Consider the following 14,373-nt stretch of genomic DNA (forward strand, 5'->3'; position numbering starts at 1 on the left):
GGCGGCGAGTGCGGTTCCGGTGGGCGCGGCGGCTGTCGGTTCGGTGTGCGGTTGTCGGCCGGGGGTGGCGGTGGCGCCGAGGGGGTGGCGAGTGCGGTTCCGGTGGGCGCGGCGGCTGTCGGTCTGGTGCGCGGCGGTGGCACCTGAGGGGGTGGCTGGGGTCGAGCCGTCGGACCGTGGTCTCAGAGCGCCGGTGGGGTCGTAGGGCGGACGCGGTTGACGGCCTCCGGCCTGCTCCCGGGCCCGAGGCCGGCGCTCGGTGGCGAGCGGTGACGTCGGGCCCGAAGTGGATGTCGCCGACCCCGAACCCGTTCCTCCGAAGCCTGGGCCCGTGACGGAACCGCCGCGTGGGGCGGCACCCTGGGCCTACTCCTCCACCAGCAGCTTCTCCCGGAGCTGGGCCAGGGTGCGGGCCAGCAGGCGGGAGACATGCATCTGGGAGATGCCGACCTCCTGGGCGATCTGCGACTGGGTCATGTTGCCGAAGAAGCGGAGGAGAAGGATTCGCTTCTCGCGCGGGGGGAGATCCTCGAGCAGCGGCTTGAGTGACTCCCGGTACTCGACGCCCTCCAGCGCCTCGTCCTCCGCGCCGAGGGTGTCCGCCACCGCCGGGGACTCGTCGTCCGTGTCGGGGACGTCCAGGGACAGCGTGGAGTACGCGTTGGCGGACTCCAGGCCCTCCAGGACCTCCTCCTCCGAGATGGCCAGCTTCTCGGCCAGCTCATGGACCGTGGGGGAGCGGCCGTGCTGTTGGGAGAGTTCCGCCGTGGCCGTTGTGAGAGCCAGGCGCAGTTCCTGCAGGCGTCGCGGCACCCGCACCGCCCAGCCCTTGTCGCGGAAGTGACGCTTGATCTCGCCCACGACCGTGGGGGTCGCGTAGGTCGAGAACTCCACCCCGCGGTCCGGGTCGAAACGGTCGACCGACTTGATCAGGCCGATGGTGGCGACCTGGGTGAGGTCGTCCAGCGGCTCGCCGCGGTTGCGGAAGCGGCGCGCGAGGTGCTCGACGAGCGGCAGGTGCATCCGGACCAGCTTGTTGCGCAGCTCCGCGTACTCCGGGCTGCCGTCGTTCAGCGCGCGCAGCTCGACGAACAGGGCGCGTGCCCCGCTGCGGTCCTGGGGATCGTGCCGCGGGACCGGCGTGTTGTTCGCGCCCGCCACGCCGTCCTCTGCGTTTCGCTCGTGCTCGCTCATCGTCCCGCCCGTTGCCCTTCCACGAGCCCTCGCCTCCGTCCGCACCGGGAAGACCCCGGCCCGCCCTGCCGGAGGCGCACCCTGCACGGCACCTTTCCGATCACGCTGCCCGTCGTCCAGGAGGCCGGTCGCCGTGGCGTCGACCGCGTCCTGCTCCGGATGCGGCCGGGCCTGCTCGGGGATGCCGTCGATGCCGTCCGCCATGCGTCGGGAACCGCCGGGGCCGTCGTCGCCCAGGCTGTCGGCGCCGCTCGGGCACGGAGGGCGGTGTCCACCCTCGGCCGGCAGCTCCCGTGTGCCGCGCTCTTCGTCCCGCACCGGCCCGTCCCCGTTCCTCACGCCGGCCCGGGTCCCGCGCCGCGCTGTTTGTAGAGGCTGATCGAAACGGTCTTGTCCTCGTCCACGGCCGACGAGACCTTGCCCGCGAGGGCCGAGAGGACGGTCCAGGCGAAGGTGTCCCGCGAGGGTGCGTGACCGTCCGTGGTCGGGGCTGAGACGGTGACCTCCAGCGAGTCGTCGACGAGTCGGAAGACGCAGCTGAGCACCGAGCCGGGCACGGCCTGCTGGAGCAGGATCGCGCAGGCCTCGTCCACCGCGATGCGCAGGTCCTCGATCTCGTCGAGGGTGAAGTCCAAACGGGCTGCGAGGCCGGCCGTGGCCGTCCGCAGCACCGACAGGTAGGCACCCGCGGCCGGCAGCCGGACTTCGACGAAGTCCTGGGTCGCGGGCTCGCCTGCGATCTGGGACACCCTCACCTCCAAGGTGGTACAAGCTTTACGGGGGCCGAGGGTCGCCCCCCGGAGTAACGCGAAGTGTGGTTCAGCGGTGACGCTATCGCGCTCTCGACTTTCCTGTCCCCGGGACCCCAACCCCTTGCCGTCACTCACAGTAAAACTGCGAACACGCTCCGTGTCTAGGGGTTTGCGGCTCCAATTGGGAAGAACGCGCGCCGGGTTGACGTACCCAGACGTCAGACGGTCGAACCGTCCTGGAACCCGACGGTCCAGGGTCACACAAGGACATGGTCCACGAAGCACCAACGCCAGTTCTCACCTGGTTCGTGAGTCCGCATGATCGGGTGGTCGGAGTCCTTGTGGTGCTTCGTCGCGTGTTGTCCCTGCGAGGAGTCGCAGCAGCCGACGTGACCGCAGGACAGGCACAGGCGCAGTTGTACCGGGTGGGTACCGTCCCTCAGGCACTCAGGACACGTGTCGGCCAGCGGCTCGGGTTCCGGGTGCGGCAGCGCCTCGGCGTGCGTGCACTGTTTCATGATTGCCAGGTTACGACGGTCGCGCGGGCGGACGCGCACAAAAACAGCGAGGGGCGGGCGCACGACGATGAGCGAGGGCGGGCGAGGGCCATGGACGTGATGCCACTGCTGTTGCTGGTGGCGGGGAGTGCGGCGATCGCCGCTGCCGCCCGGCGCACCCCGATTCCGGCACCACTGCTGCTGGTCGCGGCCGGCCTGGTGATCTCGTACCTCCCCGGGATCCCGGATTACACGCTCGACCCTGACGTGGTCCTGCCCCTCATCCTGCCGCCGCTGCTGCACTCCGCGGCCGCCGACAGCTCCTATCTCGATCTCAGGGCGCAAATGCGGCCCGTGGCGCTGCTGTCGGTGGGATACGTGCTCTTTGCGACCCTCGTCGTCGGCTGGGCGGCGTACCAGATCGTGCCGGGGCTGCCGCTGACCGGGGCGCTCGTGCTGGGAGCCGTGGTGGCGCCGCCGGACGCGGTCGCGGCGACGGCGGTGGCACGCCGCGTGGGGCTGCCGTCCCGGATCACGACCATCCTCCAGGGCGAGTCCCTGGTGAACGACGCCACCGCGATCACCGCGTACCGGGTCGCGCTCGCGGCAGCCGTGGGCGAGGGCGCCACCTGGGCGGGCGGCATCGGCGAGTTCCTGCTCGCGGCGGTCGGCGGCGTAGCGGTCGGCCTGGTGCTGATGGTGCCGATCCACTGGCTGCGCACGCACCTCAAGGAGCCGTTGCTGCAGAACACGCTCTCCCTGCTGATCCCCTTCGTCGCCTACGCGGCGGCCGAGCAGTTCCACGCGTCCGGGGTGCTCGCAGTGGTCGTGGTGGCGCTCTTCCTCGGACACCGCGCGTGGGAGGTCGACTTCGCGACGCGCCTCCAGGAGGACGCCGTATGGAAAATGGTTGCCTTCGTCCTGGAATCGTCGGTGTTCGCCCTAATCGGGCTGCAACTGCCCGTCGTACTGGGCGGCCTCGGGCAGTACGAGGGCGGCCGCGCCGTCTGGTACGCGGTCGCCGTCTTCCTCGTGGTCGTCGCGTCGAGGTTCGTCTGGGTCTATCCGGCGACCCTCCTGCCGCGCATGCTCTCCGCGCGGATCCGCGCGCGTGAGGACAACCCCACCTGGAAGGCGCCGTTCGTCATCGCCTGGGCCGGGATGCGGGGCGTGGTCTCGCTGGCGATCGCCTTCTCGATCCCGGAGCACCTGCACGACGGAGAACCGTTCGCGGGCCGCAACCTGATCCTCTTCCTCACCTTCACCACGGTCATCGGCACCCTCGTCGTCCAGGGCGTCACCCTGCCCCCGCTGATCCGCGTGCTCAAGCTCCCGGGCCGCGACCAGCAGGCCCAGACCCTGGCCGAGGCCAACGCCCAGGCTCAGGCCTCCAGGGCCGCCGAACGCCGCCTGGACGAACTCCTCTCCGACGAGCGCAACGCCCTCCCACCGCCCCTCGCCGACCGCCTGCGCATGGTCCTGGACCGCCGCCGCAACGCCGTCTGGGAACGCCTCGGCCAGTCCAACCCCCTCACCGGCGAGACCGTCGACGACACGTACCGCCGGCTGTCCGGGGAGATGATCGGCGCCGAGCGCGCGGTGTTCGTGAAGCTGCGGGACCTGCGCTACATCGACGACGAGATGCTGCGGACACTGCTGCGCAGGCTGGACCTGGAGGAGGCGGCTGCGTATCGGGAGGCGGAGTGAGACGGCGGTTCACGGCCACCGGGTGAGGACGCCGTCCACGGTCTCGAAGACGGCGGAGTCACCGGGCGCCGCCCGTCTGGACGTCCGACAACGGCTGCCACCGGCCCGTCGGCCCTCCGTCAGGCCTCCTGGGGAGTGCCCGTGACGACCGCCACGACCGTCGAGCCGCGCGGGAAGGCGCCTTCGTCGGTCAGGACGACAAGTCCGTACAGCAACTTGGCGACATAAACACGCTCGACGGGCACGCCGTGCCGTTCCTCGAAGTCCTCGGCGAAGGCTTCGAGTTCGGGGGTGGTGCGGGCGTAGCGGCCGAAGTGGAAGCGGTCGTCGAGCTGCCAGTCGCCGCGCGAACCGCCGAAGGCCTGGTGCTGGAGGGCCCTTATGTCGGCCGTCAGGAAGCCGCCTCTGAGGACCGATATGCCCAGGGCGCGCTGGTCCGGGGAGAGGCCCGCGGCCAGGCCCGCGAGGGTGCCGCCGGTGCCGCAGGCGATCGCGACGACGTCGGCCCGCCCCGACAGCTCCTCGCCGAGCGCGCGGCACCCCCGCACGGCGAGGGTGTTGCTGCCTCCCTCGGGTACGACGTACGCGTCCGTCGCTCCCGCCGCCCGCAGCAGCGCGCTCAGCGTCTTCGGCTCGGTCTTGCGGCGGTACGTCGACCTGTCGACGAAGTGCAGACGCATGCCGTCCGCCGAGCAGCGGGCCAGGGAGGGGTTCAGGGGGCGGTCGGCGAGTTCCTGGCCGCGGACCAGGCCGATCGTGGGCAGGCCGAGGAGGCGGCCCGCGGCCGCCGTGGCGCGCAGATGATTGGAGTACGCGCCGCCGAAGGTGAGGACCGGGCGGCCGGCCGCGGCCGTGAGGTTCGGCGCGAGCTTGCGCCACTTGTTGCCGACGAGGTCCGGGTGGATCAGGTCGTCGCGCTTGAGGAGAAGCCGTACGCCCCGGCGGGTGAAGCGCTCGTCCTCGACCTCCTGCAGCGGCGACGGGAGCCGGGGACGCAGGGTGGTGAGGTCGGGGACGCCGGGGCTGGACACCGCTCCATTGTCACTTGAGGCGGTCCCGGATGCGTGTCCGCATCGAGGCCATCGTGAAGCCCCGCGGGTCCACCTTTCCCGGCTGCCACTCCAGGTGGCCGATGACCGACCGTTCCGTCCAGCCGTGGTGGCGGCACACCGCGGCGGAGACCCGCTCGATCGCCGCCAGCTGGGCCGCCGGCCAGGGGTCCTCGCCATCGCCGAGGTTCTCGCACTCGAAGCCGTAGAAGTGGCGGTTGCCGTCGGTGTTGGCCTCGTTGTCGAGGGGGAGCGCCTTCTCCGCGATCACCGCGCGCAGGACGTCGTCGTCGCCCAGACCCGCGTGGTTGGCGCGGCCGTAGCCGACGAGATGGACGGTGCCGTCCTTGGTGATGACACCGTGGCAGAGCGGGCCGGGCAGGCCCGTGTAGCCCTTCCGGCACAGCTCCACCGTCGCCGCGCTGCCCTTCGTCACCGTGTGATGGATCATCACGCCGTGCACCGGACCCCAGGCGCCGACGTGGTTGCGGTTGTGGTGCTCCCAGTCGCCGACCTCGACGACGGTGGCGCCCTCCGCCCGCAGGACGGCCAGGAATCTGCCCGCGGACATGGGTGAGGCCATGGCCCCCTCCTTCGTACTGCGCACCGGCCGCCGACCGCGGCCGGCTCATACCGGTGCTTGTACCGAAAACGGCGGCCTCCGACTCCTGGTTCGTACAGCGTGCGAGCTGATTCGGACAGGCACATTCCGTTCCAGGAAGTGGACTTGACATGTCGTCAGTGGACATGAACCGCGCATATGCCCAGCCTCGCGATGATCCATTCCCGCTCCTTCGTGTAATAGCACCGCCACGTTCCGTAAGGAAGGCTTGTTCATGCACACGATGCCCGGGGGCAGATCGCGTCCGGGCATGTACCGGGAGGGCAATTCCTTATGTCGGTAGGCGAAGAGGTCCGCACCGAGCAGGACAGGCCGCAGCAGAGCCTCGGCACGGCGGCCGCGCGGAACCTGGCCACCACCACCAAGTCCGCACCCCAGATGCAGGAGATCAGCTCCCGCTGGCTGCTGCGCATGCTGCCCTGGGTGAACGTCCAGGGTGGCACGTACCGGGTGAACCGACGACTGAGCTACGCCGTGGGCGACGGCCGGGTGACCTTCGTGAAGACCGGAGACCGGGTCGAGGTGATTCCAGCCGAGCTGCGCGAGCTGCCGGCGCTGAGGTCGTACGAGGACGACGACGTGCTCTCCGAGCTCGCCCGACGCTGCCGGCAGCGGGAGTTCCCCCCGGGCTCGGTGATCGCCTCGTTCGGCGCCCAGGCCGACGAAGTGTACCTGCTGGCGCACGGCAGGGTGGAGAAGGTCGGCACCGGCCCCTACGGCGACGACGCGGTCCTCGGAGTCCTCGCCGACGGCGCCTACTTCGGCGACCAGGCGCTCCTCGACCCGGACGCCATCTGGGAGTACACCGCCCGCGCGGCCACCGCCTGCACAGTCCTCGTGCTGCCCCGCCAGGACGTCGAGCAGGTGGCGGAGCGTACCGACGCCCTGCGCGAGCACCTCCAGGAACAGCGCGCGATCCCCTCGCAGCGCACCAACAAGTACGGCGAGAAGGTGATCGACCTCGCGGCGGGCCACGAGGGCGAGCCCGACATCCCGCACACCTTCGTCGACTACGACGCGAGTCCGCGTGAGTACGAGCTGAGCATCGCCCAGACCGTCCTGCGCATCCACACGCGGGTGGCCGATCTCTACAACCAGCCGATGAACCAGACGGAACAGCAGATCCGGCTGACCGTCGAGGCACTCAAGGAGCGCCAGGAGCATGAACTCGTCAACAACCGCGAGTTCGGGCTGCTGAACAACTGCGAGTACGACCAGCGGCTCCAGCCGCACGACGGCGTGCCCAGCCCCGACGACCTCGACGAGCTGCTCAGCCGTCGCCGGGGTACCAAGCTGCTGCTCGCCCACCCGCGCGCGATCTCCGCGATCGGCCGTGAGCTCAACAAGCGCGGACTGGTCCCCGAGACCATCGACATGGGGGGTAACCGCATCCCCACCTGGCGCGGGGTGCCGATCTACCCGTGCAACAAGATCCCGGTCACCTCGGAGCGGACCACGTCGATCATCGCCATGCGTACCGGTGAGGCCGACCAGGGCGTCATCGGCCTTCAGCAGGCCGGTATCCCGGACGAGATCGAGCCGAGTCTGTCGGTGCGGTTCATGGGCATCAACGAGCAGTCGGTCATCAAGTACCTCGTGACGGCCTACTACTCGGCGGCCGTGCTGGTGCCGGACGCGCTCGGAGTCCTGGAGAACGTCGAGATCGGCCGCTGGAGGTGACGTCTCTGCACCTGGGGGGCGTGTCCCCGCCCACCGGGGCACATCCCCACGGTGCGCCGGGCCCGTTTCCGCGCTCACCGGATAGTCTCAACATCCTTGTGACCAGAGGTGGTTGAGAGAAAGGGGTGGGCATGGGCGTGGCGATTCGGACGGCCGGCGCAGACGACCGCGAGCTGGTCGCGCGGCTGCTGGACGCGGCCTTCCAGGACGATCCGGTCAGTGGGTGGATCTTTCCGGGGGAGGAGGAGCGCCGGACGATCCACCCCCGGTTGATGGCCGCGTTCGTCGACATCGTGCTCGCCGAGGGGCGGGTCGATGTCACGGAGGACGGGGCGGCGTGCGCGTTGTGGCTGCCGGTGCCGGCGGAGAGTGCTGATGGGCATGACGACGAGGACGGGTTCGCCCAGTTGAGGGAGGCGATCGATCCGGGCAACGAGCGGATCGAGTTGATCGGGCGACTCACCGCGGATGTGCATCCGTCGGGACGGGCGCACGAGTATCTGTGGATGATCGGGGTGGATCCGCAGCGGCAGGGGGAGGGGCTCGGAACCGCGCTCATCGGGACGGTTCTGGAGCGGTGCGACCGGGAGACGGTGCCCACCTACCTGGAGGCGAGCAGCGCGCGGAGCCGGGGGCTGTACGAGCGGCTCGGCTTTGAGCTGGTGGAGCGTCCGCTCGACCTGCCGGACGGACCTCAGATGTGGCCCATGTGGCGCGAGCCGCGCGCTGCGCGATAGTGCCGGGACGGGGCGTCCTGCGGTTGCGGCCGAGCGGGGCGGGTCGGGCCCGTGGGGCGGTGCCCGCAGATTCGTTGCGGCTCCCGTGTGGCTCCGTGCCGCGAATGGGGGCGGGTCCGGCCCGTGTGGCGGTGGCCGCAGATTCGATGGGGCTGTGTGTCGCGAGTGGGGGCGGGTCGCGCCTGTGTGGCGGTGGCCGCAGATTCGTTGCGGCTGCCGTCTGGCTCCGTGCCGCGAGTGGGGCCGGTAGCGGCCACGTGGCGGTGGCCGCAGATTCAACGCGGCCCCGCGCCGCGAGTAGGGGCCGCTCCGCGCGCACTCGCGGAGCGGCCACGTGGCTGGGGCCGCAGATTCAACGCGGCCCCGCGCCGCGAGTAGGGGCCGCTTCGCGCCCACTCGGCCGCAGCCGCAGACTCAATGCGGCCCACCGTTCCTTGACTCGGTCACCGGGACGATCGTCTCCACGATCCGTTCCACCAGGGCATCCGGAACCCCCGTCCCGGGCAGTGCGTCCTCCAGCACCCCCGGTAGCGTCAGGTGCTCCAACAGCAGCCCCAGCATGGCCAGATAGAGCACCATGACCGTCTCGTCTCCGCCCGGCAGGCCCGCCTCTCGGTGGAACCGCATGCCCTCCTCCAGGTCTGCCCGGACCGACTGGGTGTAGGAGGCCCGTAGTTCGGGGCGGCGGGTGGCTTCCAGACGCATTTCCAGGAGGGCCAGGTAGCCCGTGCGGTCATGGGTCGCGCGGGCCGTCAGGTCATGCATGAGGGCCTTGACCAGCGAGCGGTCCTTCGGTCTCGTCAGCAGGTCGGCCACGACGTCGGGATCCGGCGCGAGGCGCACGTGGAGACGGGCGTCGATCTGGCGGAGCAGGTCGTCGCGGTTGCTGAAGTAGTTCGAGGAGGTGCCCACCGGCACCCCCGCCTCGGTGTCGACCGCGCGGAACGTCAGCCCGCGCGCCCCCTCGCGGGCGAGCACCTCGACCCCCGCGTCCACGAGCGCGGCCCGGCGCTCCGGGTTGCCGGCCATGCGGAATCTCCTCTCCCAGTTGCATCCGATGCCGAAAACACCCTTGCAACCACTACAAGTGAAGCACTACAAATGAAGCACTACAACTGACGTGGTTCACACGTCAGAGCGCAGCCTACGAAAAGAGACCCGCTTGCGAAAGCTCACGTACTTCGTCGCCTGCACGATCGACGGCTTCATCGGCGACCCGGACGGTGACGCGTCGTTCATGTACGCGTTCCTCGACGAGGAGTTCGTCGCGTACCTCACGACCGAGTACCCGGAGACCGTAGCGGCCCACGGCCGCAGGAGCCTCGGCATCCACGATGTGGAGAACAAGAGGTTCGACACGATCATCCAGGGCCGCGGCAGCTACGAGGTGGCACTGAAGGAGGGCGTCACCAGCCCGTACTCCCACCTGCGCGAGTACGTCGCCTCGCGCACGCTCGCCGAGTCGCCCGACCCGCACGTCGAGATCATCGCCGACGACCTGGTCGGCAGGGTGCGCGAACTGAAGGCGGAGGATGGCGAGTTCGGCATCTATCTGTGCGGCGGTTCCCAGCTCGCCGGCGATCTGCGCGACGAGATCGACGAACTCGTCATCAAGACCTACCCGGTCGTGCTCGGCAGCGGCATGCCGATGTTCGCCGCCGACTTCGCCGTCACCGGGTTCGCGCTCGACGAGGTCCGCCTGTTCGACAACGGCGTCCTGGTGCGGACGTACAGCAGGAAGGGCTGACCGCGAAAGCCCGGCAGGCCGGGTGTCGACGGCGGGAAGCGCCCGCGGCCCCCTCGCTCTACCCTGAAGGCATGGACAGCGACGAACACGTCTGTCCCGTCTGCGGGCAGCCGGTCCAGACAGTCGTACGGCGTCACAAGACGCTGGGTGCGTGGGTCCCCGTGTGGGTGGGCGGCCCGTGCCACAACCCCGAGTGCGAGGCGAACGTCGACAAGGTCACCGAGTCCGACAAGTTCACCGAGTCCGACAAGGTCACCGCGCCCGGCAAGGTCACCGCGCCCGGCAACGACCAAGGTGGCGCCCCCACCGAGAAAACTTCCTGAATCCGTGTCGAGAATCGGTCCCCGGCTCCGACGTCCCCTGTGAGAGCCGCCCGCACGGAGCGGCCGAAGCCGAAGGAGCGGAATCATGAAGTACCTGGTCATGGTGCAGGGAACGCAGGCCGACTACGAGGCCATGCGCGGCAAGGGCTCCGAGCACTCCCCGGCCTGGAGCGAGCAGGAGATCCAGACGATGTACGCCTTCATGGGCGCCATCAACGACGACCTGTCCGAGACCGGCGAGATGCTCGACGCCCAGGGGCTCGCCGAGCCCGCGAAGGTCCGGCACGTCAGCCGGGGCGCGGACGGCAAGGCCGTGATCACCGATGGGCCCTACAGCGAGACCAAGGAGCTGCTGTGCGGCTACTGGGTGCTGGACTGCGAGAGCCTGGAGCGCGTCACGGAGATCGCCGAGCGCATCGCCCAGTGCCCCCAGCCCGCCGGCGCCCCCGAATACCCGGTGGTGATCCGGCCCATCCTGGACGGCGCCGGGGACATCTGAGGACCGTGCGAGGAGCCACCGGGACCGAGGACCTGCTGCGCCTGCACGCGCCGCAGGTCCTCGGCGCGCTGGTCAGGCGGTACGGCCATTTCGACGCCGCCGAGGACGCCGTACAGGAGGCGCTGCTCGCCGCGGCCGGGCAGTGGCCGTCGGCAGGGGTGCCCGACAATCCGCGCGGTTGGCTCATCAAGGTGGCCTCGCGGCGGCTGACCGACGCGCTGCGCGCGGAGGAGGCGCGGCGAGCGCGGGAGGAGCGGGTGGCGGCGCTGAGCGTGCGGGACACGGCCGTCGCCGACCGTGCGCCGCGCGAGGACGACACCCTGTCTCTGCTGTTCCTGTGCTGCCATCCGCAGCTCACCGCGTCCGCGCAGATCGCGCTCACCCTGCGCGCGGTCGGCGGTCTGACCACGGCGGAGATCGCCCGGGCGTACCTCGTTCCCGAGGCGACCATGGCCCAGCGCATCAGCCGGGCCAAACAGAAGGTGCGGGGCGTCCGTTTCGGCCGGGCGGAGAACTGGGGGGAGCGGTTGCCCGCCGTTCTGCAGACCCTCTACCTGATCTTCAACGAGGGCCATACGGCGACCTCGGGCCCGGCCCTCCAGCGGCGCGACCTCGCGGGCGAGGCGATCCGTCTGACCCGCACGGTCCACCGGCTCCTGCCCGACGACTGTGAGATCGCGGGCCTGCTCGCCCTGATGCTCCTCACCGACGCCCGCCGCGACGCCCGCACCGGCCCGGACGGCGACCTGGTTCCCCTGGACGAACAGGACCGCGCCCGCTGGGACAAGGCGGCGATCGAGGAGGGCGTCGCGCTGGTCACCCGGGCGCTGGCCCGCCGTCATGCCGGGCCCTACCAGATCCGCGCGGCCATCGCCGCCGTACACGACGAGGCGCCCTCGGCGGAGGCGACCGACTGGCGGGAGATCCTCGGCCTGTACGACGTTCTCGTACGGCTCGTTCCCGGGCCCGTGGAGCGGCTGAACCGGGCGGTCGCCGTCGCCATGGTCCACGGACCGGAGGCGGGACTCGCGGAACTGGACTCGCTCACCGGCGAGTTGGGCCACCGCCTGGACGCCGTGCGCGGGCATCTGCTGGAGCGGGCCGGTTCGCACGAGCAGGCCCGCGCCGCGTACGAGTCGGCGGCGGCCAAGACCCTGAGCCTGCCCGAGCAGCGCTATTTGCAGGGGCGGGCGGCCCGGCTGAGGCCCTAACGTGGGCCCCATGTCCACGACACCCATCCTGCACCTCACGGAACGCTCCCTGTGGGACGAGGCGCGCGCCCGGGGCACGTACGAGATGTCCACGCGCGGCCGCACTCTCCAGGAGGAGGGGTTCATCCACTGCTCGACGCGCGAGCAACTGCCCGCCGTCGCCGCGTTCCTGTACGGCTCCTACGACGGCCCCGACGAACTGGTGCTCCTCGTCATCGACCCCGCGCGGCTGTCCGTACCGCTGGAGTGGGAGGCTCCCGAGCCCGGTGCCGAGGAGTTCCCGCACATCTACGGGCCGATCCCGGTGGAGGCGGTCGTCGACGTGGAACCGTGGGGGTGAGCGGTCACCGCCGGGTGTGGGCGTGGGCCGTGGCGGTCTGGGCCGCTCTCGTGGTCGTCGCGGGCGTGCTGACGCTCTGGCTGCAGGACTCGGCGGAGCCGCCGGGGCCGTACGGCTGGGAGGAGAGCAGTCCGACCCCCGCGCTTCCGGAGGGGTGGCATTCCCTGTGCCCCAGCCCCACCGCCGACCCCGGGGCAGGTCCGACGGTCGTGGCCTGCGCGTTCATCTCCGGCTAGGCAGTCCGCCCGTCTCCGGGTCCCGCCCCGTCAGGCAGTACAGGCCGCCCGCCGGGTCCCTCATCACCGTCCAGCGCCTGCCTTCGGCGACGAACTCGGCGCCCAGGCGCTCGTGTTCGGCCCGGGTCGCCCCGATGTCCGCGCAGGCGAGGTCCAGATGGGCGGAGACGGGGCGTTCCTCGTCGAGGCGCTGGAGGAGGATGCGGACCGGGAGGCCGGCCGGCGGCTTGAGCACATGGAATTCGGGGAGCGAGCCGGAGAGGGACTCCCAGTCGGGCAACAGGGCGGCCCAGAAGGCGACCTCGGCGTCGTGGAGGGAGGGCGGGATGTCGAGGCAGACCTGGTCGAGGCGGGTGCCGCGGACGACAGGTGGGCGTACCGACTCACCGTGCTCCCACGGTCCTACGCAGAACAGCTGCCCGGCGGGGGAGCGTAGTACTGCCCACCGCGCGTGCTCCGTGACCAATCCCGCCCCCAGGCGCAGCGCCGACGCCACGAACGTCGGTACGTCCGCCACGGCGAAGTCGAGATGAGCACCGGCCTTCCCCGCGACCACCCCTTGCACCTTCAGGCAGGCGTCTGCGCCTTCCGGCAACAGGGTCACGAACTCCTCCTGTTCGCCCCGCAGCTCGGACAGGTGTGTGTCCGTGACCGTTGACCAGAACTCGCAGGATCTGCTGAACAGTTCGAGGGGCCGGTCGATGAAGGCGTGAGTCCACAAGATCGGTTGGCTCATGCCGCCGATCGTAGGTCAGCTCACCTCCATGAACCGCAGCATGTTCCCCGCCGGATCCCGGAAAGCGCAGTCCCGCACTCCGTACGGCATGTCGGTGGGCTCCTGGATCACCTCCGCTCCCGACTCCCGCACCCGGGCGAACAACGCGTCGCAGTCGGACGTGGTGAAGTTGACCCCTCGCAGCAGCCCCTTGGCCAGCAACCGGGCCATGGCCTCCTTGTCCGCAGGGGAGGCGTCGGGATCGGCGGCGGGCGGCTCCAGGACGATGTCCACGTCCGGCTGGAGCGGCGAGCCGACCGTCACCCAGCGCATGCCCTCGTACCCGACGTCACCGCGCACCTCCATGCCCAGGACGTCCCGGTAGAACGCGATCGCCTTGTCGTGGTCGTCCACGGCGATGAAGCAGTTCTTGAGTCTGATGTCCATGGCTTCACGTTAGGCCCCGCCGGCGGATCATGCCGACGTCGCGGGGTCTGGCACGCACCCCCCGGAGGGGCCCCAGCGGCGTTGCCGTCACTCTCGGCTGTGCTCGAGCGGGAGGGGCCCATGACCCCGCTCACCTGCACTGATCAGACACCTCTGCTCGAAGTCGGCCTGATCCGCCGAACAGACCCTAGGCCCGTCGGGGCCGGGTGTGCCTGCGGACCAGGCACGGAGGGATCTTCGCGATCTCCTCGTGGGAGCGGGCGCGGTACGCGCTCGGCGTCTCCCCCACCAGCTCCGTGAAGCGCGAGCTGAAGGAACCGAGGGACGTACACCCCACGGCCATGCAGACCTCGGTGACGGACAGGTCCCCGCGCCGCAGCAGGGCCTTCGCGCGCTCGATGCGCCGGGTCATGAGATAGCCGTACGGCGTCTCCCCGAACTCGGCGCGGAAACTGCGCTGGAAGTGGCCCGGGGACATCAGCGCGGTGCGGGCGAGCGCGGTCACGTCGAGCGGCTCGGTGTACTCGCGGTCCATCCGGTCCCGCGCCTGTCGCAGCCGCACCAGGTCCTCGATGCTCACCATCACGCCAGCATCGCACGATGCTCACCAGCTGGGT

Annotated in this window: 18 protein-coding genes; 9 read left to right on the forward strand and 9 right to left on the reverse strand. The window is 70.5% G+C overall.

The features are described from left to right. Positions 1 to 366 precede the first annotated feature (366 nt). The 3 genes from QF027_RS32225 to QF027_RS32235 all read right to left on the reverse strand — a co-directional run bounded on the left by QF027_RS32225 (position 367) and on the right by QF027_RS32235 (position 2,464). Positions 367 to 1,512 (reverse strand): RNA polymerase sigma factor SigF, encoded by a 1,146-nt coding sequence (locus QF027_RS32225; RefSeq protein WP_306976483.1) that lies wholly within the window; start codon positions 1,510 to 1,512, stop codon positions 367 to 369. Positions 1,513 to 1,529: 17 nt separating this feature from the next. Further along, entirely contained in the window at positions 1,530 to 1,943 is a 414-nt protein-coding gene (locus QF027_RS32230) for an anti-sigma regulatory factor (protein ID WP_004925829.1), read from the reverse strand. A gap of 260 nt (positions 1,944 to 2,203) precedes the next feature. After that, complete coding sequence (locus QF027_RS32235; RefSeq protein ID WP_306976471.1) at positions 2,204 to 2,464, reverse strand: UBP-type zinc finger domain-containing protein; 261 nt, start codon at positions 2,462 to 2,464, stop codon at positions 2,204 to 2,206. A 90-nt stretch (positions 2,465 to 2,554) separates the two neighbouring features. Between QF027_RS32235 and QF027_RS32240 the strand changes: the two genes are divergently transcribed. Further along, the gene (locus tag QF027_RS32240) at positions 2,555 to 4,150 is read left to right on the forward strand and encodes a Na+/H+ antiporter (RefSeq protein WP_307078611.1); all 1,596 of its coding nucleotides are present in this window, start codon (positions 2,555 to 2,557) and stop codon (positions 4,148 to 4,150) included. A gap of 119 nt (positions 4,151 to 4,269) precedes the next feature. On the opposite strand, the gene QF027_RS32245 is transcribed toward QF027_RS32240, so the two are convergent. Both QF027_RS32245 and QF027_RS32250 read right to left on the reverse strand, forming a co-directional pair. Next, the gene (locus QF027_RS32245) at positions 4,270 to 5,181 is read right to left on the reverse strand and encodes a 1-aminocyclopropane-1-carboxylate deaminase/D-cysteine desulfhydrase (protein ID WP_306976468.1); all 912 of its coding nucleotides are present in this window, start codon (positions 5,179 to 5,181) and stop codon (positions 4,270 to 4,272) included. Between the two features lie 10 nt (positions 5,182 to 5,191). Beyond that, a complete protein-coding gene (locus tag QF027_RS32250; RefSeq protein WP_306976466.1) occupies positions 5,192 to 5,782 on the reverse strand; it encodes an N-acetylmuramoyl-L-alanine amidase in 591 nt (196 codons plus the stop codon). A gap of 312 nt (positions 5,783 to 6,094) precedes the next feature. Between QF027_RS32250 and QF027_RS32255 the strand changes: the two genes are divergently transcribed. Then, positions 6,095 to 7,501 (forward strand): family 2B encapsulin nanocompartment shell protein, encoded by a 1,407-nt coding sequence (locus QF027_RS32255; RefSeq protein ID WP_307078614.1) that lies wholly within the window; start codon positions 6,095 to 6,097, stop codon positions 7,499 to 7,501. Positions 7,502 to 7,632: 131 nt separating this feature from the next. Further along, positions 7,633 to 8,238 (forward strand): GNAT family N-acetyltransferase, encoded by a 606-nt coding sequence (locus tag QF027_RS32260; RefSeq protein WP_307078617.1) that lies wholly within the window; start codon positions 7,633 to 7,635, stop codon positions 8,236 to 8,238. 414 nt (positions 8,239 to 8,652) lie between these two features. Here QF027_RS32260 and QF027_RS32265 read toward each other — a convergent pair whose 3' ends face one another. After that, entirely contained in the window at positions 8,653 to 9,267 is a 615-nt protein-coding gene (locus QF027_RS32265) for a TetR/AcrR family transcriptional regulator (RefSeq protein WP_307078619.1), read from the reverse strand. Between the two features lie 133 nt (positions 9,268 to 9,400). Here QF027_RS32265 and QF027_RS32270 point away from each other — a divergent pair, with 133 nt between their 5' ends. The 6 genes from QF027_RS32270 to QF027_RS32295 all read left to right on the forward strand — a co-directional run bounded on the left by QF027_RS32270 (position 9,401) and on the right by QF027_RS32295 (position 12,594). Next, positions 9,401 to 9,985, forward strand: a complete 585-nt coding sequence (locus QF027_RS32270) for a dihydrofolate reductase family protein (protein ID WP_306976457.1) — start codon at positions 9,401 to 9,403, stop codon at positions 9,983 to 9,985. Positions 9,986 to 10,056: 71 nt separating this feature from the next. Beyond that, positions 10,057 to 10,308: a hypothetical protein gene (locus QF027_RS32275; protein WP_307078621.1), complete on the forward strand. Its 252-nt coding sequence runs from the start codon at positions 10,057 to 10,059 to the stop codon at positions 10,306 to 10,308. A gap of 85 nt (positions 10,309 to 10,393) precedes the next feature. Further along, a complete protein-coding gene (locus QF027_RS32280) occupies positions 10,394 to 10,807 on the forward strand; it encodes a YciI family protein (RefSeq protein ID WP_306976454.1) in 414 nt (137 codons plus the stop codon). A gap of 5 nt (positions 10,808 to 10,812) precedes the next feature. Next, the gene (locus tag QF027_RS32285) at positions 10,813 to 12,018 is read left to right on the forward strand and encodes an RNA polymerase sigma factor (protein ID WP_373432443.1); all 1,206 of its coding nucleotides are present in this window, start codon (positions 10,813 to 10,815) and stop codon (positions 12,016 to 12,018) included. 10 nt (positions 12,019 to 12,028) lie between these two features. Next, positions 12,029 to 12,358: a DUF952 domain-containing protein gene (locus QF027_RS32290; RefSeq protein ID WP_307078623.1), complete on the forward strand. Its 330-nt coding sequence runs from the start codon at positions 12,029 to 12,031 to the stop codon at positions 12,356 to 12,358. After that, positions 12,355 to 12,594 (forward strand): hypothetical protein, encoded by a 240-nt coding sequence (locus QF027_RS32295; RefSeq protein ID WP_307078625.1) that lies wholly within the window; start codon positions 12,355 to 12,357, stop codon positions 12,592 to 12,594. The genes QF027_RS32290 and QF027_RS32295 overlap by 4 nt, the downstream gene beginning before the upstream one ends. Here QF027_RS32295 and QF027_RS32300 read toward each other — a convergent pair. The 3 genes from QF027_RS32300 to QF027_RS32310 form a co-directional block, all read right to left on the reverse strand. Continuing rightward, a complete protein-coding gene (locus tag QF027_RS32300) occupies positions 12,581 to 13,330 on the reverse strand; it encodes a VOC family protein (protein WP_307078627.1) in 750 nt (249 codons plus the stop codon). The two genes, QF027_RS32295 and QF027_RS32300, sit on opposite strands and share 14 nt — an antisense overlap. 15 nt (positions 13,331 to 13,345) lie before the next feature. Next, positions 13,346 to 13,756: a VOC family protein gene (locus QF027_RS32305; RefSeq protein WP_306976445.1), complete on the reverse strand. Its 411-nt coding sequence runs from the start codon at positions 13,754 to 13,756 to the stop codon at positions 13,346 to 13,348. Positions 13,757 to 13,943: 187 nt separating this feature from the next. Next, complete coding sequence (locus QF027_RS32310; protein ID WP_307078628.1) at positions 13,944 to 14,339, reverse strand: helix-turn-helix transcriptional regulator; 396 nt, start codon at positions 14,337 to 14,339, stop codon at positions 13,944 to 13,946. Positions 14,340 to 14,373 lie beyond the last annotated feature (34 nt).

This window comes from Streptomyces canus, from assembly GCF_030816965.1.
Classification (GTDB): domain Bacteria; phylum Actinomycetota; class Actinomycetes; order Streptomycetales; family Streptomycetaceae; genus Streptomyces; species Streptomyces canus_E.